The 26,153-nt window shown below is 71.3% G+C and carries 23 protein-coding genes; 7 read left to right on the top strand and 16 right to left on the bottom strand.

Features of this window, described 5'->3' with window-relative positions; translation table 11 throughout:
* Positions 1-531 precede the first annotated feature (531 nt).
* From cobT to RPQ07_RS30350, 8 genes are all read right to left on the bottom strand, one after another.
* Entirely contained in the window at positions 532-4,080 is a 3,549-nt protein-coding gene (cobT, locus tag RPQ07_RS30385) for a nicotinate-nucleotide--dimethylbenzimidazole phosphoribosyltransferase (RefSeq protein WP_313947414.1), read from the bottom strand.
* Between the two features lie 330 nt (positions 4,081-4,410).
* Positions 4,411-5,649, bottom strand: a complete 1,239-nt coding sequence (gene cbiE / locus RPQ07_RS30380) for a precorrin-6y C5,15-methyltransferase (decarboxylating) subunit CbiE (protein WP_313947413.1) — start codon at positions 5,647-5,649, stop codon at positions 4,411-4,413.
* A 121-nt stretch (positions 5,650-5,770) separates the two neighbouring features.
* Positions 5,771-6,406 (bottom strand): GNAT family N-acetyltransferase, encoded by a 636-nt coding sequence (locus RPQ07_RS30375; RefSeq protein ID WP_313947412.1) that lies wholly within the window; start codon positions 6,404-6,406, stop codon positions 5,771-5,773.
* A gap of 257 nt (positions 6,407-6,663) precedes the next feature.
* Positions 6,664-7,491 (bottom strand): MetQ/NlpA family ABC transporter substrate-binding protein, encoded by an 828-nt coding sequence (locus RPQ07_RS30370; RefSeq protein WP_313947411.1) that lies wholly within the window; start codon positions 7,489-7,491, stop codon positions 6,664-6,666.
* 49 nt (positions 7,492-7,540) lie between these two features.
* Positions 7,541-8,368, bottom strand: coding sequence for a MetQ/NlpA family ABC transporter substrate-binding protein (locus RPQ07_RS30365; RefSeq protein ID WP_313947410.1), 828 nt, complete (start codon positions 8,366-8,368; stop codon positions 7,541-7,543).
* 51 nt (positions 8,369-8,419) lie between these two features.
* Positions 8,420-9,151 carry a methionine ABC transporter permease gene (locus RPQ07_RS30360; RefSeq protein ID WP_313947409.1) on the bottom strand — a complete coding sequence of 244 codons (732 nt, stop codon included), beginning with the start codon at positions 9,149-9,151 and terminating at the stop codon, positions 8,420-8,422.
* Positions 9,148-10,188, bottom strand: coding sequence for a methionine ABC transporter ATP-binding protein (locus RPQ07_RS30355; protein ID WP_313947408.1), 1,041 nt, complete (start codon positions 10,186-10,188; stop codon positions 9,148-9,150). Before RPQ07_RS30355 ends, RPQ07_RS30360 begins: the two co-directional genes overlap by 4 nt.
* 358 nt (positions 10,189-10,546) lie before the next feature.
* Complete coding sequence (locus tag RPQ07_RS30350) at positions 10,547-11,194, bottom strand: HAD family hydrolase (protein WP_313947407.1); 648 nt, start codon at positions 11,192-11,194, stop codon at positions 10,547-10,549.
* Between the two features lie 69 nt (positions 11,195-11,263).
* Here RPQ07_RS30350 and RPQ07_RS30345 point away from each other — a divergent pair, with 69 nt between their 5' ends.
* Positions 11,264-11,623: a hypothetical protein gene (locus RPQ07_RS30345; RefSeq protein ID WP_313947406.1), complete on the top strand. Its 360-nt coding sequence runs from the start codon at positions 11,264-11,266 to the stop codon at positions 11,621-11,623.
* A gap of 2 nt (positions 11,624-11,625) precedes the next feature.
* Entirely contained in the window at positions 11,626-12,063 is a 438-nt protein-coding gene (locus tag RPQ07_RS30340; RefSeq protein WP_313947405.1) for a hypothetical protein, read from the top strand.
* A 43-nt stretch (positions 12,064-12,106) separates the two neighbouring features.
* Here the strand turns inward: RPQ07_RS30340 and RPQ07_RS30335 are convergent, their stop codons facing one another.
* From RPQ07_RS30335 to RPQ07_RS30325, 3 genes are all read right to left on the bottom strand, one after another.
* On the bottom strand, positions 12,107-12,610 hold the full coding sequence (locus RPQ07_RS30335) for a GNAT family N-acetyltransferase (protein WP_313947404.1): 504 nt from the start codon (positions 12,608-12,610) through the stop codon (positions 12,107-12,109).
* A 36-nt stretch (positions 12,611-12,646) separates the two neighbouring features.
* Positions 12,647-13,189 carry a sigma-70 family RNA polymerase sigma factor gene (locus RPQ07_RS30330; protein ID WP_313947403.1) on the bottom strand — a complete coding sequence of 181 codons (543 nt, stop codon included), beginning with the start codon at positions 13,187-13,189 and terminating at the stop codon, positions 12,647-12,649.
* A gap of 113 nt (positions 13,190-13,302) precedes the next feature.
* Positions 13,303-14,454, bottom strand: a complete 1,152-nt coding sequence (locus tag RPQ07_RS30325) for a glycerophosphodiester phosphodiesterase (RefSeq protein ID WP_313947402.1) — start codon at positions 14,452-14,454, stop codon at positions 13,303-13,305.
* Positions 14,455-14,687: 233 nt separating this feature from the next.
* Between RPQ07_RS30325 and RPQ07_RS30320 the strand changes: the two genes are divergently transcribed.
* Positions 14,688-15,350: a lysophospholipid acyltransferase family protein gene (locus RPQ07_RS30320; RefSeq protein WP_313947401.1), complete on the top strand. Its 663-nt coding sequence runs from the start codon at positions 14,688-14,690 to the stop codon at positions 15,348-15,350.
* 155 nt (positions 15,351-15,505) lie between these two features.
* Here the strand turns inward: RPQ07_RS30320 and RPQ07_RS30315 are convergent, their stop codons facing one another.
* The 3 genes from RPQ07_RS30315 to RPQ07_RS30305 are packed head-to-tail and all read right to left on the bottom strand — an operon-like array spanning position 15,506 to position 18,970.
* A complete protein-coding gene (locus tag RPQ07_RS30315; RefSeq protein ID WP_313947400.1) occupies positions 15,506-17,047 on the bottom strand; it encodes an MFS transporter in 1,542 nt (513 codons plus the stop codon).
* Entirely contained in the window at positions 17,044-17,595 is a 552-nt protein-coding gene (locus RPQ07_RS30310) for a helix-turn-helix domain-containing protein (protein ID WP_313947399.1), read from the bottom strand. The genes RPQ07_RS30315 and RPQ07_RS30310 overlap by 4 nt, the downstream gene beginning before the upstream one ends.
* A gap of 34 nt (positions 17,596-17,629) precedes the next feature.
* Entirely contained in the window at positions 17,630-18,970 is a 1,341-nt protein-coding gene (locus tag RPQ07_RS30305; RefSeq protein WP_313947398.1) for a BTAD domain-containing putative transcriptional regulator, read from the bottom strand.
* Between the two features lie 159 nt (positions 18,971-19,129).
* Between RPQ07_RS30305 and RPQ07_RS30300 the strand changes: the two genes are divergently transcribed.
* Positions 19,130-19,639 carry a hypothetical protein gene (locus RPQ07_RS30300; protein WP_313949083.1) on the top strand — a complete coding sequence of 170 codons (510 nt, stop codon included), beginning with the start codon at positions 19,130-19,132 and terminating at the stop codon, positions 19,637-19,639.
* Between the two features lie 63 nt (positions 19,640-19,702).
* Here the strand turns inward: RPQ07_RS30300 and argH are convergent, their stop codons facing one another.
* A complete protein-coding gene (gene argH, locus RPQ07_RS30295) occupies positions 19,703-21,130 on the bottom strand; it encodes an argininosuccinate lyase (protein WP_313947397.1) in 1,428 nt (475 codons plus the stop codon).
* A gap of 92 nt (positions 21,131-21,222) precedes the next feature.
* Positions 21,223-22,416: an argininosuccinate synthase gene (locus RPQ07_RS30290; protein WP_313947396.1), complete on the bottom strand. Its 1,194-nt coding sequence runs from the start codon at positions 22,414-22,416 to the stop codon at positions 21,223-21,225.
* Between the two features lie 160 nt (positions 22,417-22,576).
* Between RPQ07_RS30290 and RPQ07_RS30285 the strand changes: the two genes are divergently transcribed.
* From RPQ07_RS30285 to RPQ07_RS30275, 3 genes are all read left to right on the top strand, one after another.
* On the top strand, positions 22,577-23,986 hold the full coding sequence (locus RPQ07_RS30285) for a hypothetical protein (protein ID WP_313947395.1): 1,410 nt from the start codon (positions 22,577-22,579) through the stop codon (positions 23,984-23,986).
* Between the two features lie 8 nt (positions 23,987-23,994).
* The gene (locus RPQ07_RS30280) at positions 23,995-24,588 is read left to right on the top strand and encodes a pyridoxamine 5'-phosphate oxidase family protein (RefSeq protein ID WP_313947394.1); all 594 of its coding nucleotides are present in this window, start codon (positions 23,995-23,997) and stop codon (positions 24,586-24,588) included.
* 166 nt (positions 24,589-24,754) lie between these two features.
* Positions 24,755-26,122: a ferredoxin reductase family protein gene (locus RPQ07_RS30275; RefSeq protein ID WP_313949082.1), complete on the top strand. Its 1,368-nt coding sequence runs from the start codon at positions 24,755-24,757 to the stop codon at positions 26,120-26,122.
* Positions 26,123-26,153 lie beyond the last annotated feature (31 nt).

Here is a 26,153-nt window from a genome sequence, read left to right as displayed (position 1 = left end):
ACCCCCGCCGGCAGACAGGTCCGGCCCGGGCGGCAGACAACCGGCCCCGCAGGCGCGCATCGGCACGCGGGGCCCGGTCCGCGCCCGCAAGGCGGCCGGCAGCCGCCCCAGCAGGCGGGCCCGGCCCTGAGCACGAGCGCCGACAGACCGGGACCGCGAGTTCCCTTGCGACGGGACGACAGACAACCAGCCCCGCAGGCGCGCGCCCCCGGGCCGACGCCCACCGCTCGCATCGGCACGCGGGTCCGGTTCCGGCTCGCAAGGCGGCCGGCAGCCGTCCTCTGCCGTTCGTCGCGCCCGCAGGCGGGACCGGCCCTGAGCACGGGCGCAGACAGACCGGGACGCGTGCGACACCCGCGCCGGCAGACAGGTCCGGCCCAGGCGGCAGACAACCGGCCCCGCAGGCACGCGCCGCCCTGCGGGTCCGTTCCGGGCCCGCGGGGCGGCCGGCATCCGCCCTCTGCCGCCCCGTCGCCCCAGCAGGCGGGACCGGCCAAGCCCAAGGGCCCGGCCCGGGCCCGCCCGCTTTCGCTACTTCTCCGTCACGCCCGCCGAGTCGAACGTCGCCACCTCGTGCATCGCCCTTGCCGCGCTCTGCACCACCGGCAGTGCCAGCAGTGCGCCCGTGCCCTCGCCGAGGCGGAGGTCCAGGTCGACCAGGGGGCGCAGGCCCAGCTTGTTGAGGGCTGCCACGTGGCCCGGTTCCGCGCTGCGGTGGCCCGCGATGCAGGCCGCCAGTGCCTCGGGTGCGACGGCGCGGGCGACCAGGGCCGCCGCTCCCGCCGAGACGCCGTCCAGCACCACCGGCGTACGCAGTGACGCGCCACCCAGGATGAAGCCGACCAGAGCCGCGTGCTCCAGGCCGCCGACCGCGGACAGGACGCCGATCGGGTCCGCGGGGTCCGGCGCGTGGAGGTCCAGCGCGCGGCGGACGACGTCGACCTTGCGCGCGTGCATCTCGTCGTTGATGCCCGTGCCGCGGCCCGTGATCTCGCCCGGGTCGATGCCGGTGTAGACGGAGATCAGCGCCGCCGACACCGTCGTGTTGGCGATGCCCATCTCGCCGGTGAGCAGCGCCTTGTTGCCCGCCGCGACCAGGTCCCGCGCCGTCTCGATGCCGACCTCGACCGCCGCGAGGACTTCCTCACGGGTCAGCGCAGGGCCGGTGGTGAAGTCCGCCGTGCCGGCGCGCACCTTGCGCGGCAGCAGTCCGGGCGTCGCGGGCAGGTCGGAGGCGACTCCGACGTCCACGACGCAGACCTCGGCGCCGACCTGGTTGGCGAAGGCGTTGCAGACCGCTCCCCCGCCGAGGAAGTTCGCGACCATCTGGCCGGTCACCTCCTGGGGCCAGGCCGTGACCCCCTGCGCGTGCACCCCGTGGTCTCCGGCGAAGATCGCGACGGCCGCGGGCTCGGGGATCGGCGGCGGGCACATCCGGGAGAGTCCGCTCAGCTGCGCGGAGATGATCTCCAGCATGCCGAGCGCTCCGGCCGGCTTCGTCATCCGCTTCTGGCGCTCCCACGCCTCGCCGAGCGCCTTGGCGTCCAGCGGGCGGATGTTGGTGACGGTCTCCTGGAGCAGATCGTGCGGGTCCTCGCCGGGCAGGGCGCGGCGGCCGTACGTCTCCTCGTGGACGACCCACGACAGCGGCCGGCGCTTGGACCAGCCCGCCTGCATCAGCTCGGGCTCCTCCGGGAACTCGTCGACGTAACCGACGCACAGGTACGCCACGACTTCGAGGTGTTCGGGCAGTCCGAGCGCGCGCACCATCTCACGCTCGTCGAAGAAGCTGACCCAGCCGACACCGAGCCCTTCCGCGCGGGCCGCGAGCCAGAGGTTCTCGACCGCGAGGGCCGAGGAATACGGCGCCATCTGCGGCTGCGTGTGACGGCCGAGCGTGTGGCGTCCCCCGCGCGTCGGGTCGGCGGTGACGACGATGTTGACCGGGGTGTCGAGGATCGCCTCGATCTTCAGTTCCTTGAACTGCTTGGCCCGGCCCTTCGGCAGCGACTTGGCGTACGCCTCACGCTGGCGCTGGGCGAGTTCGTGCATCGAACGCCGGGTCTCGGCGGAACGGATGACGACGAAGTCCCACGGCTGCGAGTGACCCACGCTGGGCGCGGTGTGCGCGGCCTCCAGGACGCGCAGCAGCACCTCGTGCGGGATGGGGTCGGAACGGAAGCCGTTGCGGATGTCCCGGCGCTCGCGCATCACGCGCAGTACGGCCTCGCGCTCGGCGTCGTCGTAACCGGGCGCGGGCCCGTTGTCGGCGGCGACCGGTTCGGGCCCGGCGACCGGAAGGGTCTCCTCCGGTACGGGCTCGGCCGCGGGGTCCTGGACGGACATGGGCTGGGACTCCTGTACGGCCTCGGCGTCCGGCTCCGGCACGGGCTCGGGCTCCGGCGCGGCGTCGGTCACCTCTTCCGCGTGCTGGACGACGACGTGCTCCGAGGCCTCGCGCGGCGCGGGCACCATGACCCCGGCGTCGGCCTCCACCTCTGCTTCGGGCTCCGCCGGGTGCTCGATCGCCGCCACGGGCTCGGCGGACGGAACCTCGTCGACCGGTTCCGCCTGCGCGGGTACGGACACGGTCCCCACCTCGGCCTCAGGCGCCTCATGGAGGGCCTCCGGCGACGCGGAGACAGGCTCCTCCACCACGACCTCCGGTGTCGCGACCGGCTCCGGCTCGGCCGCCTGTTCCGGGACGACGGCGACCGGCGTGGGCGCCAGGTGCTGATCGTCGGGCAGCGAGCCCTCGACCGGCACGAAGTGTCCCTCGGACGACTGCTCCGGCGCGGGCTCGGGCAGCGCTTCGGGCTGCTGCTCCGCCTCCTGCTCCGGTACCGGCGTTTCCGCCACCGGCGCTTCCGCCACCGGCATCTCCGCCACCGGCATTTCCGTCACCGGCGCTTCCGCCACCGGCATCTCCGCCACCGGCGCTTCCGTCGCGACCGGTGTGACAGAGGCGTCCGCTGTGACAGGCGAGGGCTCCGGGACGACCGTTTCTGCTGGTACCGGATCCGGGGTCCGGAGCTGCGGGGCCTGGGGCTGGGGAACCTGCGGCTGCGGGTTCCAGGGCGCCCCCGCCTGCGGCGGGATCTCCCCCAGCTGCGGACCCGGCAGCGGGGCGCCGTTCTCGTCCCGCGGAATGTCCAGGTACTCCGGGCCCGTGGTGGCCGGTCCGGGATTGTTCTGCACGGTCAGGGGGTGCGGAGGCATGCCCGCGGGACCGCGGTCGGCCAGGGAGCGGACGACACCGCCGGAGGTGTCGGGCATCGGCGGGCCCATGTGCAACGGACGCCGCGCCGGCGGAGGCGTCGGGGTCGCGGACGACGGCGGGATGCGGACGCCTCGGAGGTCGACGGAGCCCGAGTGACGGCCTCCGGCCTCGTGCGCACCGGTTTCGTGCTCGACGGCAGCACGCGCCGCGGCTTCGTGAACCGCCGTCTGGGAAGCGGCCTCGTGGGAAGCCGCCCCACGCGTGCTGTCGTGTGCGTTCGCCTGCCCGTTCTCCGCGGCCTCGTACAGGCCCGCAGCCGGCTCGCCCCCGAACGCCGCCTGGAAGTTCTCGGCGAGGGCGGACTGCTGCGCCGAGGCCACCGGGCCGAGACCCTGCCCCGGACCGGCGGCGGGCTGTATGCCCGTCACCGCGTGGTCGGGAGCGCCGGAGAAGCCGGGGGTTCCCGGATCCGCCGGGGCGTCGAAGCCCGGGCTGCCCAGATCCGTCGGAGCGGCGAAGGCGCCTCCCGCCTGCGGGGCGCTGCCGTACTCGGCCATCGGCTGGTCGGAGGCGTAGTGCTCGGCCAACGGCGCCTGGGTCATCCGGTGCGCGGGGGCGGCGAACTGCTCGGCCACCGGCGCCGGCGCATGGCCCGTCGCGCCGTGGTGCGTCGGTGCGGCCGGCACGGACTGCGGGTCGCTCCACGCGCCCTGCGCCCCCGGCATGAGCAGCAGATCGTCCTCTTCGGAATGGGTCTCGGACGGGTCCTGGAAGGTGTACGCACCGGGGATGCCCGGCTGCTCCACCACGCCCGCGTTCTCGGGCATTCCCTCGCCCGGGATCTGGCCGGTGTCAGTCATGCATACCCCTCGCCCATCGCTTGTGATCCTTCCCCGTCGCCCGGGGCGCCCGGCGCCGCGCACCTGACGCCCGTCAACAAGAACGAGCGGGTGCGCCGCGCGGCACGATGCCCCACGGACTCACAGCATTCTCGCGGCCGTTCGCGGCCATGGCACGGAGATCCGGCACGGTCCGCTGTGGGCTGCGCCACGTTGCGCGTCCCCCGGTTCCGACGTACCACATACCGGAGCCAAAGCGACCCCATTTTCCGGACATTGACGAACGAAGCGACGAACGTCCGGGCGCGGTACAACGATCGGCCAGCCTACCCCGCGGCCCTCGGCGGCGGGTCAGTGGGCGCGGTCGGGCTGCCGTCCGGAGAGCAGGAAGACGACGGACCGTTCGCGCTCCGCCCAGCCCTCGGGGTCCAGTTCGACGCTCTGGAGGAGCGCGCATTCGACGATGTATCCGCCGGCGGCGAGTGCCTCGCCGATCGCCTCGGCCTCGTCACGGGTCGACGCGTGGGTGACGATGCGTTCCGGCCGCCGGTCGGCGCAGGCGGTGACGACGGGGACCCCGCCGCCCCCGATCCGTACGACATCGGGTTCGGGCAGCCGCTCCAGCACATGGGGTGCCTGGGCGTTCACGATCTGCATCTGGACGCCGGCGCCGCGTGCGGCAGCGTCGGTACGGGCGCAGTTGCGCGCGTCGGCGTCGACGGCGATCACCGCGGCACCGAAGCGGGCCGCCTCGGCGGCGAGGGCGCCGCTGCCGCAGCCGATGTCCCAGACGAGGTCGCCGACACGGGGCCCGAGGCGGGCCAGTTGGGCGGCGCGCAGCTGCTCCGACTCCCCCTCGCCTCCGCTCTCCCGCTCGTCGCCGTCCTGCGCGTAGGACTCGGTGGGCAGCGCCCAGCCGCGCGTCCCGGACGGATAGCCGGGCTCGCGGCCCGCGATCCAGCCGCTGCCCTGGACGGTGGTGCTGCCCGTGCCGCCGATGACGATCACGACGTTGGGGTCGCGCCACACGTGGTCGGCGGCCTTGTCGGAGGTGAGGACGGTGACCTGCTCGCGGTCGGTGCCCAGCTCCTCGCAGATGACGAAGGTGCGGTGGACGCCTTCCAGCAGGAGGGCGAGCTCGGCGGGGCCCGCGCCCGGGGAGGTGAGGACGGCGACCTTGGTGTGTGCGCGGCAGACGTTGACGGCGCGTCGCAGGGTACGGCTGTGGGCGACGACCACCTGGGCGTCGTCCCAGGGCATCCCCGCGCGGGCGAAGGCGGTGGCGACGGAGGAGACGCCGGGCACGACCTCGACCTCCAGGCCGTGCTCGGGGGCCCGCAGGGTGCGGACGACGCCGAAGAAGCCCGGGTCGCCGTCGGCGAGGACGACGGCGCTGCCACGGTGGACCGCGATCCGCCTGGCGGCGAGGTCGACACTGCCGAGCCGGATGCGCTCGGCGTCCCGTGGCACCTCCGGGAGCGCGAGATGGTGGGCCGCCCCGGCCACCAGCGTGGCGGCGGAGAGGGCGGACCTGGCCGCGGCGGTGAGGGGCGAACCGTCCCAGCCGATCACCGTGACGCGGTCGGCCATCGTCGTCAGTCTCCCTGGTGGTGTCGCAGGTGGTGCAGGGCGTGCCCGTACGGGCACGCCGAGGCTACCTGGGGTACGCACTCACTGAATCAGCCGGGGCCCGGGCAGTTCCAGTCGGCGGTCAGTTCCAGTCGGTGAACGATGCGTAGCCGGAGTCCGCCAGCTGGTCCGTGACGCCTTCGAGGTCCTCGGACAGCAGGCTCCAGACGATCAGGTCGGTGCGGATGTCGGCCCAGCCGCCGTCGGCCGTCTGTGTCCGCGCTATCCAGGCGTTCCGCAGGACACCCTCGCTGATGCAGCCGATCTTCTGGGCGACCTGCTGGGAGGCGGTGTTGTCGGCGGGGGTGCGCAGTTCCATGCGTTCGAAGCGCTGTACACGGAACAGCCACTGGGCCATGGCCAGGACGGATTCGGTGGCGTATCCCTCGCCGCGCGCCCAGGGGGCGGTGACATAGGCGACCTCGGTGGCGAGTGTGCGCCAGTCGGTGTTCCGCAGGTGCACCATGCCGACGAGCCGCTGAGTGAGGAATTCGGTGACGGCCAGGGCGATCCCGCGGCCTTGTGTACGTTCAGAAGGAGCGATCCTGCGCACCCAGCGCTCGGCGTCCGTCGTGGTGTACGGCTGGGGCACGGACGTCCAGGCCGTGACCATCTCGTCGTTCATCATCTCGGTGAGCGCCGGGATGTCGGCCTCTTCGAAGGGGCGCAGCACCAACCGCTCCGTGCTGATGGACACGTCCGGGAAGGTGGTAGTCATGCGCGCTCCGTAACCAGGGGCCTGCTGAAAAGCCCAGCATGCAGCATGACGCGCCGGAACTGCACCACAGGGTCCCGGACTTGAGCAGGGGGCGGGAATGCCGACGGGCCCCGCACCCCCGTGAGGGAAGTGCGGAGCCCGCGGGACCGCGACGGCCCGAAGCCCGGCTTCCGGATCGTGCCGGGCTCGCGGGCCCGAGCCGGGGGCCCAGGGCCTCTCGATCGGTTCTTGCCGGGCTCGCGTGCACGGCCCGGGGTCTAGCCCGCGGCGGCCGGCAGGACGGAGCCCTTGTAGGTGTCCTGGATGAACTTCTTCACCTCGGGCGAGTGCAGCAGCGTGACGAGCTTCTTCACCCGCGGATCGTCCTCGTCGCCCTTCTTCACGGCGAGGACGTTGGCGTACTCGTTGCCCTCGGCGCTCTCCAGCAGCACGGCGTCCTTCTTGGGGTCGAGCCCCGCGTCGAGCGCGTAGTTGCTGTTGATCACCGCCGCGTCCACGTCACCGAGGACACGCGGCAGCTGCGCCGGCTCCAGTTCCTTGAACTTCAGCTTCTTCGGATTGGACGTGATGTCCGCGGGGTCGGCGGTGACGCCGGCCCCCTCCTTGAGCGTGATGACCCCCTGGGAGGCCAGCAGCAGGAGCGCCCGGCCCTCGTTGGTGGTCTCGTTCGGCACGGCGACGGTCGCACCCGCGGGCAGCTCGGCGATGTCGTCGAGCTTCTCGGCGTACACCCCCATCGGAGGCAGATAGGCCTCGGTGACGGGGACGAGGTCGGTGCCCTTCGTCGTGTTGAAGTTCTCCAGGAACGGGGCGTTCTGGTACAGGTTCGCGTCCAGCTGCCCTTCCGCGAGTGCGGTGTTGGGCAGGACGTAGTCCGTGAACTCCTTGACCTGGAGGTCCAGGCCCTCCTTCTCGGCGAGGTCCTTGGCGATGAAGTCGAGTACCTCACCGGCCGGCACGGCGGTGGCGCCGACGACGAGGGTCTTCGCGTCACCGCCGCCCTTGCCCGGTCCCGAACCGCACGCCGTCAGCGCCAGGGCGAGTGCCCCGGTCGCGGCGACGGCCGCGATGGCCCGCTTGCGCATGGTGTGCTCCCTGTCGTGTCGTACGGGCTGTGGTGGTCGTCCGGGCCGGTCAGACGGCCGGGACCACGGAGCCCTCGTACGTGTCCTCGATGAACTTCTTCACCTCGGGCGACTTCAGCAGCTTGGCGAGCTTCACCACGCGCGGGTCCTTCTCGTTGCCCTTCTTGACCGCGAGGAAGTTGCCGTACGGATTGCCCTTGGCGGACTCGAGGACGAGGGAGTCGTCCTTGGGGCTGAGCTTGGACTCCACGGCGTAGTTGCCGTTGATCACGGCGGCGTCGACGTCGTCGAGCGAGCGCGGCACCTGGGCGGCCTCGATCTCCTTGAACTGGATCTTCTTGGGGTTCTCGGCGATGTCCTTGGGCGTCGCGTCGTTGCCCGCGCCGGCCTTGAGCTTGATGACGCCGTTGAGGGCGAGCAGCTTGAGGGCGCGCGCCTCGTTGGTGGTGTCGTTCGGCAGCGCGACCGTGGCGCCGTTCTTCAGGTCGGCGATCTTCTTGACCTTGTTGGAGTACAGGCCGAGGGGCTCCAGGTGCACCGTGGCGACGGGCACGATGTGCGTGCCGTTCTTCTTGTTGAAGTCGTCGAGGTACGGCTTGTGCTGGAAGTAGTTGGCACCCACCTCACCGCTCTCGGTGGCCGTGTTCGGCGTCACGTAGTCGGTGAACTCCTTGACCTCCAGCTTGAGGCCGTCCTTCGCCGCGAGGTTGTCCTTGACGTAGTTCAGGATCTCGGCGTGCGGGACGGAGCTCGCGGCGACGACGAGCGGAGCGTCGGCGTCGGCGGAGGAACCGGAGTCGGAGCCGCAGCCGGAGAGCCCGAGGGTGAGGGCTCCGGCGGCCAGGACGGCGGTGGTGATCTTGGCGGTGTTACGCACGAAAAGTGCCTTTCTCCATGGGTGGTACGACCCTGGTGGGGTCATGGGGGGTCAGGAAGTCTTGGTGGGTTCCGCGGTCGCGGTGGCGGGCTTGAGGATCCGCAGCCGGGGCGCCGAGCTGCCGCGTCCGCGCTGGTGCAGACCGCGGGCCGCGTAGTCGCCGGCGAACTGGATGAGGGAGATGACGACGGCGAGGATGGCCACCGTGATCCACATCAGTTCGGTCTCGAAGCGCTGGTAGCCGTAGCGGATGGCGATGTCGCCGAGTCCGCCCGCGCCGACCGTTCCGGCCATCGCCGAGTAGCCGATGAGCGCGACGATCGTCGTGGTGGCGCTGGAGATCAGCGACGGCAGCGACTCGGGCACCAGCACCTTGCGGACGACCGTCCAGGTGCTGCCGCCCATCGACTGCACGGCCTCGACCAGTCCTCCGTCGACCTCGCGGACGGCGGTCTCCACGAGCCGGGCGAAGAACGGGATGGCACCGATCGCCAGGGGCACGATGGCGCCCTCCCGGCCGATGGTGGTGCCGGTCAGCGCCTTGGTGAAGGGCATCAGCGCGACCATGAGGATGATGAACGGCATCGAGCGCGTGACGTTCACGATCTGGCCGATCACCTTGTTCAGCAGGGAGCTGCTGAGCAGGCCGCCGCGGTCCGTGAGGACGAGGACGACACCGAGCGGCAGTCCGCCGACGACGGCGATGAGGGTGGACCAGCCCACCATGTAGAGGGTGTCCCAACAGGCCTGCTCCAGCAGGGGCTGCATCTCCGACCAGGTCACTTGGCACCGTCCTTCACAAGCTCGCCCGTAACGGCCTCGTCGGCCACCTCGACCTGGAGTCCCTGCTCGCGCAGGAATCCGATCGGTACGACGTTCTCCTCGAACCGGCCGGGCAGCTCGATCCGCATCCGGCCGACCTGCCGGCCAGCGACCGTGTCCATCGCGGCGCCGAGGATCGAGATGTCGATGTTGTACGTACGGGAGAGCTGCGAGATCACCGGACGGGTGGCGGCCTCACCGTGGAAGGTGACGTCGACGACCGTGCGGTCGAGGCCCGAGGCGTCGCCGCTGACCGGGAAGAGCGCGGCGGCCAGCTCGGAGCCCGGGGTGGCGAGCAGCTCGCTGACGGTGCCGGACTCGATGATGCGGCCCTGTTCCATCAGGGCCGCGGAGTCGCAGACCGTCTTGACGACGTCCATCTCGTGCGTGATGAGCAGGACCGTCAGTCCCAGCTGGCGGTTGAGGTCGCGCAGCAGATGGAGGATGGAGCGGGTGGTCTCCGGGTCGAGCGCGCTGGTGGCCTCGTCGGAGAGCAGCACCTTGGGGTCGCCGGCGAGGGCCCGGGCGATGCCGACCCGCTGCTTCTGGCCGCCCGAGAGCTGGCTCGGGTAGGCCTTGGCCTTGTCGGCGAGGCCGACGAGGTCGAGGAGTTCGAGCGCCTTGCGGGAGCGTTCCCGGCCGGAGATGCCGAGGATCTCCAGCGGCAGTTCCACGTTGTCCTGCACGGTGCGCGAGGACAGCAGGTTGAAGTGCTGGAAGACCATGCCGATACGGCTGCGGGCTTCGCGCAGCTGCTTGCCCGCCCGCGGTCCGCGGCCGGCGAGAGCGGTGAGGTCCTTACCGGCCACGGTCACGGTGCCGGCGGTGGGACGTTCCAGGAGGTTCACGCAGCGGATGAGCGAGGACTTGCCGGCGCCGCTCTGGCCGATGACGCCGTACACCTCGCCCTCCTCGACGTGGAGATCGACGCCGTCCAGGGCGGTGACCTCGCGTCCTCGCGAGCGGTAGACCTTGGTCAGGCCCGTAGTGGTGATCACAGGGATATCCGTCACTGTCGAGTGCACGGCAGGGGTGTCGCCGGGCACGGGGCATTCACATTCGGAAAGCGGCACGGATTCGTTCCGGAGCACGGAACGGGAAAAGTGCGCGGGGGCAGGCGTGGTCCATGGCTATGGACGCGGTGTCTGCGGTCTCACTTCGGGGCGCGAAACAACGGCAGGGGCCCTCAGAAGGCGCACATTCGACACATACAACGAGCACCGGGCGTCGTGATCGCCTCGGTCGCAAGGGTGCGGCTGCTCGTCGTGGTCATGGCGGCAAGTAAACCAGACCGTCACACCGGACGATCACAGCCGTCCGAATAGCGGACAGCCCTGATACGGAAAATGGACGGAGTCACTCCGCTGCGGTGATCTCCAGGCCGGCCCCGCTGACCTGCGCAGACACCGCCGAGAGGTCACGGACGACGACATCGGCCAGCAGCTCGGTCGCCGCGTGCGTTGTGGTCAAGGCCACGGTTCGCATGCCTGCGGCCCGCCCCGCGGTCAGTCCCGCCGGGGCGTCCTCGAAGACCACACAACCCTCCGGCCGCACCCCGAGCCGGCGCGCGCCGAGCAGGAAGGGCTCCGGGTCCGGCTTGCCCCGGGTGATGTCGTCCGCGGCGATGAGGTTCTTGGGCCGGATGCCGACCTCTTCGAGCCGCGCCTCGGCCAGCCGCCGCGTCGCGGAAGTGACGACCGCCCAGCGGTCGGCGGGCAGGCTGTCCAGGAGTTCGGCGGTGCCGGGCAGGAGCACGACTCCCCCGGCGACGTCCTCGACCTCCAGCTGCTCGATACGGGCCACGGCCTCGGGGACCACCGCGGCGGGCAGCAGGTCGGCGGCTATCTCCACGGCGGGACGGCCGTGCAGCTCGACGCGGGCGAAGTCCTCCGCGGTGATGCCGTACTCCCGCGCCCAACGGGTCCAGCAGCGGTACACCGACTCCATCGAGGAGACGAGGGTTCCGTCGTTGTCGAACAGCAGGGCTTCGGCGGGGATCTTCATGCTCCCGACCCTACGGGGCGCACCGGGGCCGCTCGCATCGGGCCTTTTGGCCCGTAATACGCTCGGGCCATGCTTGACGCCCTGACGGTCGCGGTCGCCGTGACCGCGCTCGCTCTCGCCGCCTGGTGCGGCTTCGCCGCCTATCGCGATCAGCCGACCAAGGACTGGCACTTCATCGGCATGGCCGTGGTGACCGTCCTCGCGCTGGCGCAGCTGGTGGTGGGCATCGTGCAACTGGCGCGCGGGCAGGAGGCGCACGAGGGCAACACGATCTTCGTCGCGTATCTCATCGGCTCGTTCCTCTCGGTCCCGGCCGCCGGGTTCCTGTCACTGACGGAGCGGACCCGCTGGGGGTCGGCGACCGTCGCGGCCGGGGCCGTGGTCCTCGCGGTACTCGAAGTACGGCTCTACGACATCTGGGGAGGCTGACGATGGCCGAGCCCGTCACCGGCGAGAAGAGCGGCCGGCAGGAGCGGACCACGCTGGTCCAGGGCCCCGGACTGCTGCTGGTGTGGCTGTACGGAGTGATGTCGGTCGGCGCGGTGTCGCGCTCGGTCTACCAGATCCTCACCGACTTCGGCAGCGCCCCGCTGGCGCACGTGCTCTCCGCCGTCGCCGCCGTGGTGTACGCGTTCATCACCTACACCCTGGTCCGCGGCGGGGAGAAGGCCCGCAGGGCGGCGCTGGTGTGCTGCGCCGCCGAGCTCGCGGGTGTCCTGATCGTCGGTACCTGGACGGTGCTGGATCCGTCCGCCTTCCCCGACTCGACGGTCTGGTCGGAGTACGGCATGGGCTATCTCTTCATCCCGGTGCTGCTGCCGGTCACCGGCATGCTGTGGCTGCGCCGCTCACGCAGGCAGCCCACGTAGGGAGTGTCCGCCGCGGACACGGCCTACGCGGGCTGCCCGGGCACTATGCGCTGGCGACGAACTCCCGTGCGGCCGCTTCCTTCTGGAGCGTGACCAGCGTGAGTCTCGGGCCCACCTGCTCGCTGGAGACCTGTACATATCCGCGGCTGCGGTAGAGCCGGAGGTTGCTCTCGCTGCGGTGGCCGGTGAACAGCTGGAAGCGCTTGGCCGCGGGCTCCGCGGCGAAGCCCTTCTCGATCGCGTCGAGCAGCCGGCCGCCGAGACCGTGGCGCTGCATCCGCGGGTGCACGATGAGTTTGGCGATCCGGGCCGTCCCCTCCTCGTCGACCCGGCCGCGCACGGAGGCGATCACCTCGTCACCGAGCCTGGCCACCAGGGCGTGGCCCTGGTCGATCTCGGCCCGCAGATCGTCGAGTGACTGGGTGAGAGGCTCGATGCCGTAGTCCCCGTAGAGCTCGGCCTCGGCCTGGTAGCACAGATACTGCAGCTTGAGGATCTGCTCCGCGTCCTGTGCTCTCGCCGCTGAGATGGTCACGCTCATGCCCATGTGCGCACGCCTCCCGCTCACCTGTCCGCCGGTTGTCTACCGCTCCTTTCCCCCATGTTCAGGAGCCGCAACCTCTGTCGTGAGCATTCTGCGCAGGCATCCCAGGCAACGGGAACGCATCGGCCCCAGACTTCCTTGTGAGATACCCAACTCCCCTGCGATTTCCCGGTAGGTGGGGTCCTCGGGCGACAACATCGCAGTCAGCAGTCGGGGACAGCTCCCGGGAGTGCGGGCCACGGCCTCCCGTAGGGTCCGGCGGCGTTCGGCGCGCAGCGCCGCCCGTTCCGGTCCGCCGGCCGGATCGGCCGGATCGGCCGAGAACTCTGCGCCGTACGGACGCTCCCGTGCGGCCGTGCGCCGGGCGCGCCGCGCCTCGGCCCGTACCGCGGACCTGACCCAGCGGGCCGCGTCCGGCGGTGGTCCGCCACCGTCGAGTTGTTCGAACAGCCGCACCCACACGGCCTGTTCCAGATCGCCCGCGTCCATCGCCGCACCGAGGGCCTCGGCCGTCGCCTCCGCGCTCACCAACGGACGCAGGGCGCTGACGACATCAGCCGCGGAGTCATCGAGAAGCGTCATGCCCGGCGGGACGCGCTGTGGAGCGGCGACGGTTGCCCCGCGGGCGCGCAGTCACCCGTACGGGCGGACAGGGCCTGCCCCCGCCGTACGCAGGGGCAGGCCGGTTCCCCGGGTCAGCCGCGGAAGTCCGCGGCGGCCAGCAGTCCGGTGTCGGCGTTGTCGGTGAAGATGCCGTCGATGCCGGTCTCGAAGTAGACCTTGAACGCGCCGAACGCGTCGCCGTAGGCGTTCGGGTCGCTGCCGCGCCGGAAGTCCGCGGGCAGGAAGCTGTTCTCGTTCCGCATGGTGTACGGGTGGAGGATCAGGCCCTTGGCGTGCGCGTCCCGCACCAGCGTCGTCGTTTTGGTCAGCTTCCCGTTGGCGTCCCTCGGGATGATGAGGTCGACCCACGGGCCGATGCCCTGGGCGAACGACGCGATCCACTTCAGACCCTCGGGCTTGACGAGGTCGGCGACCGTACGCGGGTCCCCCGCCGTCACGAAGTCCCAGGGGCGGGTGTTCGCGGCGTCGAAGAGCACCACGCGCGGCGAGTCGACGAGCTTCGCCATCCGCTGCATGCTGCTCGGCTCGAACGACTGGAGGAACACGGGCGAGTTGCGGCGGTCGCGCCCGTAGCGGCGCAGCAGCTTGGCGAGCCGCTCCTCCAGCCCGAGGCCGATGCCCCGGAAGTACGTGGGGTGCTTGGTCTCGATGTGCAGCCACACCGGCCGGCCCCGACGACGGCCCTCGGTCTCGGCCCAGCGCAGCACCTCCTCGAAGGAGGGCACGGCCCACCGGCCGTCGTAGAGCGTGTTCTCCTGCCGGACGGCCGGGATCCGCTCCTTCGCACGCAGCGTCTTGAGCTCGGCGAGCGTGAAGTCCTCGGTGAACCAGCCCGTGAGGCTCACCCCGTCGACGCTCTTCGTCGTTTTCCGCGCGGCGAATTCGGGATGGTTCGCCACATCCGTGGTACCCGTGATGTCGTTCTCGTGACGGCATACGAGATGGCCGTCCTTGGTGGGCACCAGGTCCTGCTCGATGACGTGCGCGCCCATGTCGAGCGCCAGCTGGTACGAGCCGAGCGTGTGCTCGGGCCGGTAACCACTGGCGCCGCGGTGGGCGATGACCGTCGGATACGGCAGGTCCTTGTATCCGCCGTGACCGCCGTGCCGTTCGGCAGCCCCGGACGGCGTGGCGGTGGCGCCGACACCGAGGGCTGCCGTGCCGAGTACCGCCGCTCCGAGAACAGTCCGGCGAGCCGGGCTTCCGTCCGAACCCTGCGTCATCGAGGTACCTCCATGTGATGTCCCGCACCTGTCGAGAGTCGCCCGATCGTAGGCAGCTACGCCTTACATACGGCAGACCCTGGACGAACACGCCGGAAACACACGTCAACACTGCGTATCCGCTCCGTGAACCCGATGTGCGGTGGGGACAAGCCGCGAGTATCGTCCTCACCTGCACAGACTTGGCCGTCCACTACCGTCCGTCCCTGAGACCGGAGGACCCGTTGTCCCGCTTGTCGCTCATCAAGGCCGTCCTAGGACCCTTCCTGCGCCTGATGTTCCGTCCACGGGTGGAGGGCACGGAGAACATTCCGGGCACCGGTCCTGTCATTCTCGCCGGCAACCACCTGACGTTCATCGACTCGATGATCCTGCCGTTGGTGTGCGCCCGTCCGGTGTACTTCATCGGCAAGGACGAGTACGTGACGGGCAAGGGACTCAAGGGCCGGGCCATGGCCTGGTTCTTCACGGGCTGCGGGATGATCCCCGTCGACCGCGACGGCGCCAACGGCGGAGTGGCGGCACTGATGACCGGACGGCGCGTGCTGGAGGAGGGCAGGATCTTCGGCATCTACCCCGAGGGCACCCGCTCCCCCGACGGCCGGCTGTACCGCGGCCGCACCGGCATCGCCCGCCTCACGCTGATGACCGGCGCGCCGGTGGTCCCGTTCGCGGTGATCGGCACGGACAAGCTCCAGCCGGGCGGCGCGGGCCTGCCGCGTCCGGGCCGGGTGACGATCCGCTTCGGTGAGGCGATGGAATTCTCGCGGTACGAGGGCATGGACCGCGACCGTTATGTGCTGCGGGCGGTGACGGACTCGGTGATGACCGAGGTCATGGAGCTGTCGGGCCAGGAGTACGTGGACATGTACGCCACGAAGGCGAAGGCCGCCTGAGAGCGCCGAGGGCTTCCGGGGGCGCTGCGAACCGCACCGCGGCAGGGCGCCGTTGACCGGGTGAGCCGGCAGCCGCACGACGTACGACGACGGGCCGGGACCTGCTGAGGTCCCGGCCCGTCGTCGTACGTCGTGCCGCGCGCACTCGCCCTGCGTCAGTGCTCGATGCCGCTTTCGAGGCGCTGGCCGCGCAGCAGGAACCATGCCGCGATCGCCGTCGCGAACAACACGGCCGAGCCCACCGCGCCCGCCACGTGGAACCCCTCCGTGAACGCGTTCTGCACCGAGGTGAGCAGCGCCTCGCCCTGATGCGCGGGCAGCCCCTCGGCCACCTCCACGGCGCCGCCGAGCGAGTCCCGGGCCGCTTCCGCCGCACCGGCCGGCACGTCCTGCGGGACGGTGAAGTCCCGGTAGACGCCGGTCACGACGGTGCCCAGCAGGGCGATGCCGAGCGCCGCACCCAGTTCGTACGCCGTCTCGGAGACGGCCGACGCGGCGCCCGCCTGCTCCTTGGGCACCGTGGACAGGATGACGTCCGCGGTCACGGTGAACGCGAGTCCCGCACCCAGTCCGCCGATGAACAGGGCCACGCCGAGCATCAGCGCGGAGGTGTCGGCCGTCAGCAGTGTGCAGGCCGCGAGGGCGAGACCGACGGCCGCCAGCCCCGTCGAGACGGCGCTGCGCACGGAAGCGCGGCGCGCCGCGTAGCCGGCGAGCAGGCCGGCACCCACCGCTCCGATCGCCGCCGGCAGTTCGATGAGCCCGGCCTCCAGGGGCGAGCGCCCCTGGACGAGCTGGAGGAACTGCGAGAGGAAGAACACCAGTCCGGACAGGCCGAGAATGGTCAGCAGGTCCGCCAGTACCGCGCCGGAGAAGCCCTTGTGGTGGAACAGGCGTACGTCCAGGAGCGGTGAGGGCAGCGTCAATTGCCGTCGTACGAACCAGACGAGTGCGGCGATACCGATGACCGCGGCCCCGCACGTGTCCGGGCGCAGGCCGTGGACGGTCGCCTCCTTGACGGCGTACACGACGGCGACGATGCCGATCAGCGAGAGGGCGACGCTGATGAGGTCCCAGGGGCCGGGGTCGGGGTTGCGCGACTCGGGGAGCAGCTTGATGCCGACGACCACCAGCACCGCCATGACGGGCAGATTGATGAGGAAGACCGAGCCCCACCAGAAGTGCTCCAGCAGGAACCCGCCGACGACGGGCCCGACCGCGGCGCCCGCCGACGCGGCGGCGCCCCAGATGCCGACCGCGACGCTGCGCTCCTTGGGGTCGTGGAAGATGTTGCGGATCAGGGCCAGCGTGGAGGGCATCAGCGTGGCACCGGCGATGCCGAGGAGCGCGCGGGCCAGGATCATCATCTCGGGGCTGGACGCATAGGCGTTGAGCACCGACACCGCGCCGAACGCGACCGCGCCGGTCAGCAGCAGCTTCTTGCGGCCGATGCGGTCGCCGAGGCTGCCCATGGAGACGAGCAGGCCGGCGATGACGAACGAGTAGACGTCGCCGATCCACAGCAGCTGGGTGCCGGACGGCTTCAGGTCCTCGCTGAGGTAGGGGGTCGCGAGGCCGAGCACGGTGGCGTCGACCGCGACGAGCAGCACCGCCAGAACCAGGACTGACAGGGCGAGCCACCGGCCGGGTGCGCGCACGGTCTCGTGTGCCGTCGCCCGCTGGTCGGTTGTGCTCATTTCTCCACGCTCCGTCGTGCGCCGCCGAGCAGCAGCTCGGCGATCATGAATTGGTAGTCCTTGCCGGCGACGCGGCCGTCCTGCACCGCCCAGGCGCACGAGCCGATCAGCCCGTACAGCGCCTCGGTGAGCCAGGCAGGGGTGAGGTCGATGCGGAAGTCGCCCTCGTCCTGGCCGCGGCGGAACAGCGCCGAGACCCGGGCGTCGAGCCTGGCCCAGCCCTCGTTGACCTCTTCGCCCTCGAACAGCTGGTTCTCGGTGACGAGGAAGGCGAGCAGTCCCGCACTCGGCTCGGTCGCGGCGATGAGCCGGCGCAGCGCCTCGGGAGCCGGTCCCTCCGCGAGGCGGGCGGCGTCGAGGGCCGTCTCGAACTCCCGGATCCCGAGGTCCTCGAGCGCCCGCACCAGCGCCTCCCGCCCGGCGAAGTGCCGGTGCAGGGTGGCGCGTCCGATGCCGGCGGCCCTGGCGACCTCGTCCATCGTCGACGTCGCCTTACGGGAGAGGAGGCCGGCGGCGGTCCGCAGTACCTGCTCACGATCCACAGTCATGAGACAAGCATAAACCATATGAGACATCATTGTCTCATTCCTGCGTCGGGTGCCCCTTTCCGCAGGTGCCGAGACTGCACCACCGGCGGCGGCCGCTCTCGTCGAGGAAGAGCCAGCCGCATTCTTCGCCGGGGCAGGCGCGGATCAGGAACCGGCGGGGGTCGGCGAGCAGATCGGCGGCGCTGCGGGCGACGGCCCAGAGCGGGAGCCGCAGCCCGGCGCCGGGAGAGAGCCGCCAGCGGCCCAGACCGTCCTCGCCGCGGACGAACACCGAGGCCCGGGCGGCCTCCTCGGCCACGGCGGCCACCGCGGTGAAGGCGCGCCCGTCGTCCGGCGCGCTCAGGCAGGCGTAGAGCCGGCCGCGGAAGTCCCGTGCCTCCTTCAGCGCGGCGGCCGCCTCGGCCGGCTGGCGGCGCGCCTGTTCCAGCAACCGGGAGACGAGCCGGTCCTCGGCCAGGTCCAGATGTCCGGCCCAGACCGCGAGGGTCGAGTAGCCGCGCAGCCACTCCGAGCCGGGAAGCTCCGGGCCGCCCCAGCCGGCGTAGGTGTTGCAGAACTCCAGTGCCGGATGGCCGCTCGTGTTCCACGGCAGCCATTCCTCACCGACGCGTACCGCGTAGACGGGCGCGGGCGAGCGGTCCAGACGGGGATCGGCCCGGAGCATACGGTCGTGCAGGGTGCGCAGCCCGCTGCCGGGTTCGACGCCGAGTTCGGCGACCAGGAACCGGCGGGTGCCGCGGTAGAGCGCCAGGGCATCGGCCTGGCGGCCGCCGCGGTACAGGGCGGTCATCCGGGCCGCGACGAGCCGTTCGCGATCCGGGTGCTGCTTGGCCGGCAGCGCCAGGTCGGCCACGACGCTCTCGTGCAGGCCCATGTCGAGCTGGGCCTCGGCCCGCTGCTCCAGTGCGGACAGCCGCAGGTCGTCGAGCGCGCCGCCGATACGCTCGCGCAGCCGGGGGCCGGCCACGTCGGCGAGCAGCGGGCCGCGCCATAGCGCGAGCGCCCGGTCGTGCAGACGCACCCGCGGGGCGAAGTCCCCCGTGGCGGCGGCCTCGCGGACGAGATGGACGAACTCGCGCGCGTCGATGACGTGGGTGTCCGGCTCGACGGCGTAGCCGTCATGACGGGTGTCGAGGCGCAGCCCGTACGGCGCGAGCGCGGCCCGCAGCCGTCCGATGTAGGTGTGCACGGTGCCGCGTGCGGACGCGGGCGCGCCACCGTCCCACAGGAGGTCGATGAGCCGGTCGGTGGTCACCACGGCGCCCGCCTCCAGCAGCAGGATCGCCAGCAGACAGCGTTCCTGGCGACGGCCGGCCACCAGGATCCGCTGTCCTTCGTGGCGGGCCTCGAACGGCCCGAGCAGGTGGAACTCCATGAACCGCTGAGCGTAGCCGGGCACTTGGGCTCAGCCCAGGCGTCTTTCGACGGTGGTGAGAGTGTGGTCAGCGGCCGGGGAGAAGGTGGCCGGGTCCCGATCCCGCTTCCTCACGGATCTCCCCGAACTCACGGAGTGACCATGCGAACCGCTGTTGCCGTGCGACGAACCGCCCTTGCGCTGACGGCACTTGCCACCACGCTGCTGTGCCCGGCGGTCGCGTCGGCGGCGGACACCGCCCCCGGCTGGGAGCCTGCGCCGTCCCCGCCGTTCGATCTCGCCGCGGGCGTGCGCTGCGACTTCCCGGTTCATGGCGAACCGCTGGTCGACGAGGTCGTCCGGCGCGTTGTCGAGCGGCACCCGGACGGCTCGGCGAAGCGGGTGGCGTACAAGGGTGATCTGGTCGTCCGGGTCACGAACACCGGAACCGGTGACTTCTACGACGCCGACGTGAGCGGCACGGCCCTCGTCGACCACCGCACGGACGGCTCCCAGTTCTGGTCCGTCCTGGGCCCGGTCCTGGTCGGCGTCGGCGCAGGGGGCGGCAATCTGCCCCGCAGCATGTATGTCGTCGACGGGCTCTACACCATGGACATCAGCGCGACCGGCCACAAGACGGTCACCATGGTCCACGGCACGCGGACCGACATCTGCGAGCAGATCGACTGACCGCGGGCCGGCCCGTGCGCGTCGGGCGGCCGGCTGTCCGGCCGGCCGCCCGGCGCGAGCGGGTCAGTGCTTCGCCCGCGCCCACGCGTGCTGGATCACCAGGTCCGCCTTCACCTCGGACAGCTGCGTGGCCACCGCCGACGGCGCCGTCCCGCCGCGCCCGTTCCTCGACGCCAGCGCCCCCGGAACGTTCAGCACGCCGCGTACCTCCGGGGTCAGATGCTCCGAGATCTTCGCGAACTGGTCGTCGGTCAGCTGGTCCAGTTCGATCCCCTGCTGCTCGCACTCCTTCACGCACTCGCCCGCGACCTCGTGCGCCACCCGGAACGGCACGCCCTGACGGACCAGCCACTCCGCGATGTCCGTCGCCAGGGAGAAGCCCGCCGGGGCCAGTTCCTCCATCCGCTCGCGGTTCACCGTGAGCGTGGCCATCATGCCGGTGAAGGCGGGGAGCAGGACCTCCAGCTGGTCGCAGGAGTCGAAGACCGGCTCCTTGTCCTCCTGGAGGTCGCGGTTGTACGCCAGCGGCAGCGCCTTGAGCGTCGCCAGCAGGCCCGTGAGGTTGCCGATGAGCCGCCCCGACTTGCCGCGCGCCAGCTCCGCGATGTCCGGGTTCTTCTTCTGCGGCATGATCGACGAGCCGGTGGAGAAGGCGTCGTGGAGCGTGACGAAGGAGAACTCCTTCGTGTTCCAGATGATGATCTCCTCCGCGATGCGCGAGAGGTTCACGCCGATCATCGCGGTGATGAAGGCGAACTCCGCCACGAAGTCACGCGACGCCGTGCCGTCGATCGAGTTGCCCGCCGACCCGTTCTCGAAGCCGAGGTCCTTCGCCACCGCCTCCGGGTCGAGCCCCAGCGAGGACCCGGCGAGCGCGCCCGAGCCGTACGGGGAGACGGCCGTCCGCTTGTCCCACTGCCGCAGCCTCTCCGCGTCCCGGGAGAGCGACTGCACATGAGCGAGGACATGGTGGGCGAACAGCACGGGCTGGGCGTGCTGAAGGTGCGTACGGCCGGGCATCGCGACATCGGGATGCGCCTCGGCGAGGCCCACCAGCGCGTCCTGGAGTTCGGCGACGAGGCCGCCGATGATCCGGGCGTGGTCGCGCAGATACATCCGGAACAGCGTCGCGACCTGGTCGTTGCGGGAACGGCCGGCGCGCAGCTTGCCACCGAGGTCGGGACCGAGCCGCTCCAGCAGCCCCCGCTCCAGCGCGGTGTGGACGTCCTCGTCGGCGATGGTGCCGACGAACGAACCGTCCGCGACGTCCGTCTCCAGCCGGTCGAGCCCCGCGAGCATGCGCGTCAGCTCGTCCTCGGTGAGCAGCCCCGCCTTGTGGAGCACCCGGGCGTGCGCGCGGGAGCCGGCGATGTCGTAGGGCGCGAGACGCCAGTCGAAGTGCACCGACGCGGACAGCTTCGCCAGCGCCTCTGCCGGGCCGTCGGCGAACCGGCCGCCCCAGAGCCGGACGTCACCGTTGTTGCTGCTCACAGCTGAAGCTCCTCAGGAGGATGGATGAACCACTGCCTCCCCGCCGCGGAGGAACGGGGAGGCAGATGTCGCGTGCACGGGGAACCAGGGAATCAGGCGAGGTCGCGCTTGGCGGCGATCTTCGCGGAGAGTCCGAAGAGCTCGATGAACCCCTGCGCCTTCGACTGGTCGAACGTGTCGCCCGAGTCGTAGGTGGCGAGGTTGAAGTCGTACAGCGACTCCGTGGACTTCCGGCCGGTGACGACGGCGCGGCCGCCGTGCAGCGTCATCCGGATGTCGCCCGTCACGTGCTGGTTGGCCTCGTCGATGAAGCCGTCCAGGGCGCGCTTGAGGGGGGAGAACCACAAGCCGTCGTAGACGAGCTCGCCCCAGCGCTGCTCGACCTGCCGCTTGTACCGGGCCAGCTCGCGCTCGACCGTGACGTTCTCGAGCTCCTGGTGCGCGGTGATCAGCGCGATCGCGCCCGGGGCCTCGTACACCTCACGGGACTTGATGCCGACGAGCCGGTCCTCGACCATGTCGATCCGGCCGATGCCCTGGCCGCCGGCCCGCTCGTTGAGCTGCTGGATGGCCTGGAGGACGGAGACGGGCTTGCCGTCGATCGCGACCGGGACGCCCTCCTTGAAGGAGATGACGACCTCGTCGGCCTCACGCTGCTCGGCGGGGTTGGAGGTGTACTCGTAGATGTCCTCGATCGGACCGTTCCAGATGTCCTCCAGGAAGCCGGTCTCGACGGCCCGCCCGAAGACGTTCTGGTCGATGGAGTACGGCGACTTCTTGGTGGTCGCGATCGGGAGCTGCTTGTCCTCGCAGAAGGCGATCGCCTTGTCCCGGGTCATCGCGTAGTCACGGACCGGGGCGATGCACTTCAACTCGGGGGCGAGGGCGACGATGCCGGCCTCGAACCGCACCTGGTCGTTGCCCTTGCCGGTGCAGCCGTGGGCGACCGTGGTGGCGCCGTGCTTCTTGGCGGCGGCGACGAGGTGCTTGACGATCGTCGGCCGGGAGAGGGCGGAGACCAGCGGGTAGCGGTCCATGTAAAGGGCGTTGGCCTTGATCGCCGGGAGGCAGTACTCCTCGGCGAACTCGTCCTTCGCGTCGGCGACCTCGGCTTCCACAGCACCGCAGGCGAGCGCGCGCTTGCGGATGACGTCCAGGTCCTCGCCGCCCTGGCCGACGTCCACGGCAACGGCGATGACCTCGGCGCCCGTCTCCTCGGCGATCCAGCCGATGGCGACGGAGGTGTCCAGACCGCCTGAGTAGGCGAGTACGACGCGCTCGGTCACGGGTTTCTCCTTACGATGCATTCGGTGATGGGTATAACTATGCAAGGCACCGTATGTTTTGTCAAAGAGGTTCCACCCCTCGCCCCTGACCTGCGGTAATCAAGATGCCCCCAGCGCCTGCGGCCCCTTACTCTCCACGCAACGGACCTGGGGAGGGGCCATGGAAGCGGTGGACGTGAGCGCCGGGCAGAGGGCGGCGCGCCTGGCCGCCGGGGCGCGCCCGGCCGGCGCAGGAAACGGTGAGGACCCGGCCGCCTGGCTCGCGTTCGACCTCGGTGTGCGATCGTCCGGCCGGAACGGCTACGGCACCGACGACGCCGTACGCGCCAGGCCCGAGACCGCGCTCTGTCACAGGGACGGCCGGCGCCGCCGAGCCGCGCTCGTCGAGGCCGCCGGCGATACCGCCCTGCTGCCCCTGGTCGCGATCCGGTGCGCGGACTGGGCCGAGCCCGTCAGGGAGACCGCGCGCGATCTGCTGTCGGCCGCGCTGGCATCCGATCCCGGGACCGTACTGCGCACCCTGACCCCGCTCATACTGCGGCTCGGCGGGCGCGAGCAGGGCCGGTGGGCACGGGACCGGTTCGAGGAGGCACTGCGGAGGCAGCCGTACGCGGTCACCGCCCGGCTGCTGGACAGCGGCGACCGGGCCACGCGACGGCTGGCCGCCGGCATTCTGCTGGATGCGCAGGCCCTGGGCGCGGTGGAACTGGCCGGGCGGGCCGCCGTCGAGCGGGACACGGCGCTCGCCGGGCGCTGGGCCGATGCCGCCGTCGCCACCATGGACGCGGCGGACCACGACGAGGTCGTCGCCGTGCTGCTCGGCGGCCGGCTGCCCTTCGTACGGTCGGCCGGTGTCACGTCGCTGCACCGCACGGGCCGCGGCGCCGACGCGGCATCCTGGCTGACCGACCGGTCGGGGCTCGTACGGGCCTGCGCGCGCTGGGCCCTGCGGCAGAGCGGGACCGATCCGCACGCGCTCTACCGCGGTCTGTGCGCCGACCCGGCGACCGTGACCCCCGGCGCCGCGATCGGGCTGGCCGAGTGCGGGGACAAGGCCGACGCCGACCGGCTGACGACCCTGGCCCGGCACCCGGACGGTGCCGTAAGGGCCAGGGCGCTGGCGGGACTTCGCCTGCTCGAGGCGACCCGGACGCCGTTGATGCGGGCGCTGCTCGACGACCCCCACCCGGGCGTCGTACGGGAGGCGTCACTGGCCCTCCTGCCGTCCGCCGGCACCCTCCCCGAGGCCTGGCTGCGCGAGCGGCTGGCTCCCGGGCGGGCGCGGGCCTCCCGGATCGCGGCCTTCCGGCTGCTCAGTGCGCAGGGCGGGACGGCCGCGCTGCGGGCCGCCGTGGACCTGCTGGCCGACGAAGACGCCACACTGCGCCGCAGGGGCGGGGAACTGGCGCTGAGATGCCTGTTCCCCTACCCGGATCCGCGACTGCCGCGTCACGACCCCGAGGTCGGGGAGCTGGTGGACCGCAGTGCGGCTCTGATGAGCAACTACGTACGGGACAGGGTGCGTTCACACCTCGGACTCGGCCGCTCGGAGCCGTCCGCAGGCGGATAATCTTCCGTATGGGACAGCGTTACGCACGTATCGACGGCCGTATCCGCACCTTCATCGAGCAGCAGCCGGTGTTCTTCACCGCCACGGCGCCCCTGGCCGCCGACGGGCACGTCAACCTCTCCCCCAAGGGCCGCAGCGGCAGCCTCGTGGTCATCGACGAGCAGACCCTCGCCTATCTGGACTTCGGCGGCAGCGGCGCTGAGACCGTCGCCCATCTGCGGGAGGAGGGCAATGGCCGGATCACGCTGATGTGGTGCGCGTTCTCCGGCCCGCCGAAGGTGCTGCGGGTGCACGGCACCGGGGAGGCCGTGTTCCGCGACGACCCCCGCTGGTCCGCGTACATCGGCCACTTCGCGGAGGTCGACGGGCCGTCCGCCCGCGCGATCGTGGTCGTCCACGCCCGCCGCATCAGCGACGCCTGCGGCTTCGCGGTGCCCTTCATGGACTACCGGGAGGAGCGCACCCAGCACGCGGAGCACTTCGGCCGGAAGACGGACGAGGAGTTCGCCGCGTACTGCGCGAAGAAGGACCACGTGGGGGTGAGCCTGGACGGGCTGCCGGCGCTGCCGCTGCCTCTCGCGGCCCGGACGGACACCGTCTGACGCGGGACACCGTCCGGGACAGGGGCCCGGACGCACGGCCCCCACACGTTACCGACGCCCGCGCCCGCGTCACGGCAGAACCCGGAACCCCACCGGTTGAACTCCCGCCGCTCCGCATCCGTATCCAGGTACGCGAACGAGGCGCAGCCGAGGAGCAGTCGTGACGATGTTGCAGAACGGTCGGGCCGCCAGACGCCAGACCATGCGGGCGATCCGGCCCCAGCGTGACCCGGCGGTGGTGTTGTTGGCCATCGCTTGGGTGGGGGCGGCGGCCGTGCTGTCCCTGTGGTGGCAGAACACGGCCGTGGTGCACATGGACACCGCCGAGTGGCTGGTCGGGGCCGGCCGGCTCACCGGTCTGCTCGGCGGATACATGATCGCGCTGGTGGTCCTGCTGATGGCGCGCGTTCCCGCGCTGGAGCGGCGGGTGGGTTCCGACAGGGTGACGCGATGGCACGCGATGAGCGGCCGTTATGCGATCTGCCTGATCGTCACGCATGTCGTGATGACCGTGTGGGGCTACTCCGTGCAGGCCGACACGGGTGTGGTCGAGCAGACCGTCACCGTCGTCGTCGACTTCCCCGAGATGATCAAGGCGACGATCGGCACCGGTCTCCTGCTGTTCATCGGCTTCGTCTCGGCCGGCATGGTGCGGCGGAAGATGGCGTACGAGACCTGGTACTACCTGCATCTGCTGACGTATGTCGCGGTGTATCTGACCTTCTGGCACCAACTCGCCACCGGGGCCGAGTTCGTCGCCGACTCCACGGCCCGCACCGTCTGGTACGCCCTGTACGGGACCGTCGGCGCGCTGCTGCTCTGGTACCGCGTGCTGGCGCCGGTCCGGCTGAACCTCTGGCACCGCATGCGGGTCGAGTCGACGGTGGACGAGGCCCCCGGGGTGGTCTCCGTGCTGATCAGCGGCCGCCGGCTGCACCGGCTCGGCGCCGAGGCGGGGCAGTTCTTCCGCTGGCGCTTCCTCACCAAGGGCCTGCGCTGGAGCGCCAATCCGTACTCGCTCTCGGCCCCGCCCCGGCCCAATCTGATGCGGATCACCGTCAAGGCCGTCGGCAAGCACAGCACGGCGCTGTCCCAGCTGGAGCCCGGGACGCGGGTCTGGGCGGAGGGTCCGTACGGCGCGATGACCGCCGGCCGGCGCAGCCGCAACAAGGTGCTGCTGATCGCGGGCGGCGCCGGAATCACCCCGCTCCGGGCGCTGTTCGAGACGCTGCCCGGCGGGCCGGGGGATCTGACGCTGCTCTACCGGGCCAGCAAGACCCAGGACCTGGCGCTGTGGAGCGAGCTCAAGGAGATCGCCCGCAACCGCGACGCACAGCTGATGTACGCCGTGAACGGTCCGGACGGTGCCCGGCCCGAGATCACCGCCGAGCGGCTGAAGGAAGTCCTGCCCGACATCGACAGTCACGACGTATACCTCTGCGGACCGCCCGGTCTCGCCGAGGAGTCCTACCAGGCACTGCGTGAAGCCGGAGTGCCGTCCCGCCGGATCCACCACGAGTCCTTCGAGATGTGAGGCCGTCCGTGAAGAGGAAACACCCGCTGCG

This window comes from Streptomyces sp. AM8-1-1 (assembly GCF_032229325.1).
GTDB lineage: Bacteria > Actinomycetota > Actinomycetes > Streptomycetales > Streptomycetaceae > Streptomyces > Streptomyces achmelvichensis.
Note: the sequence above shows the minus strand (reverse complement) of the source record. Positions and strands in the feature narration are given on the sequence as shown.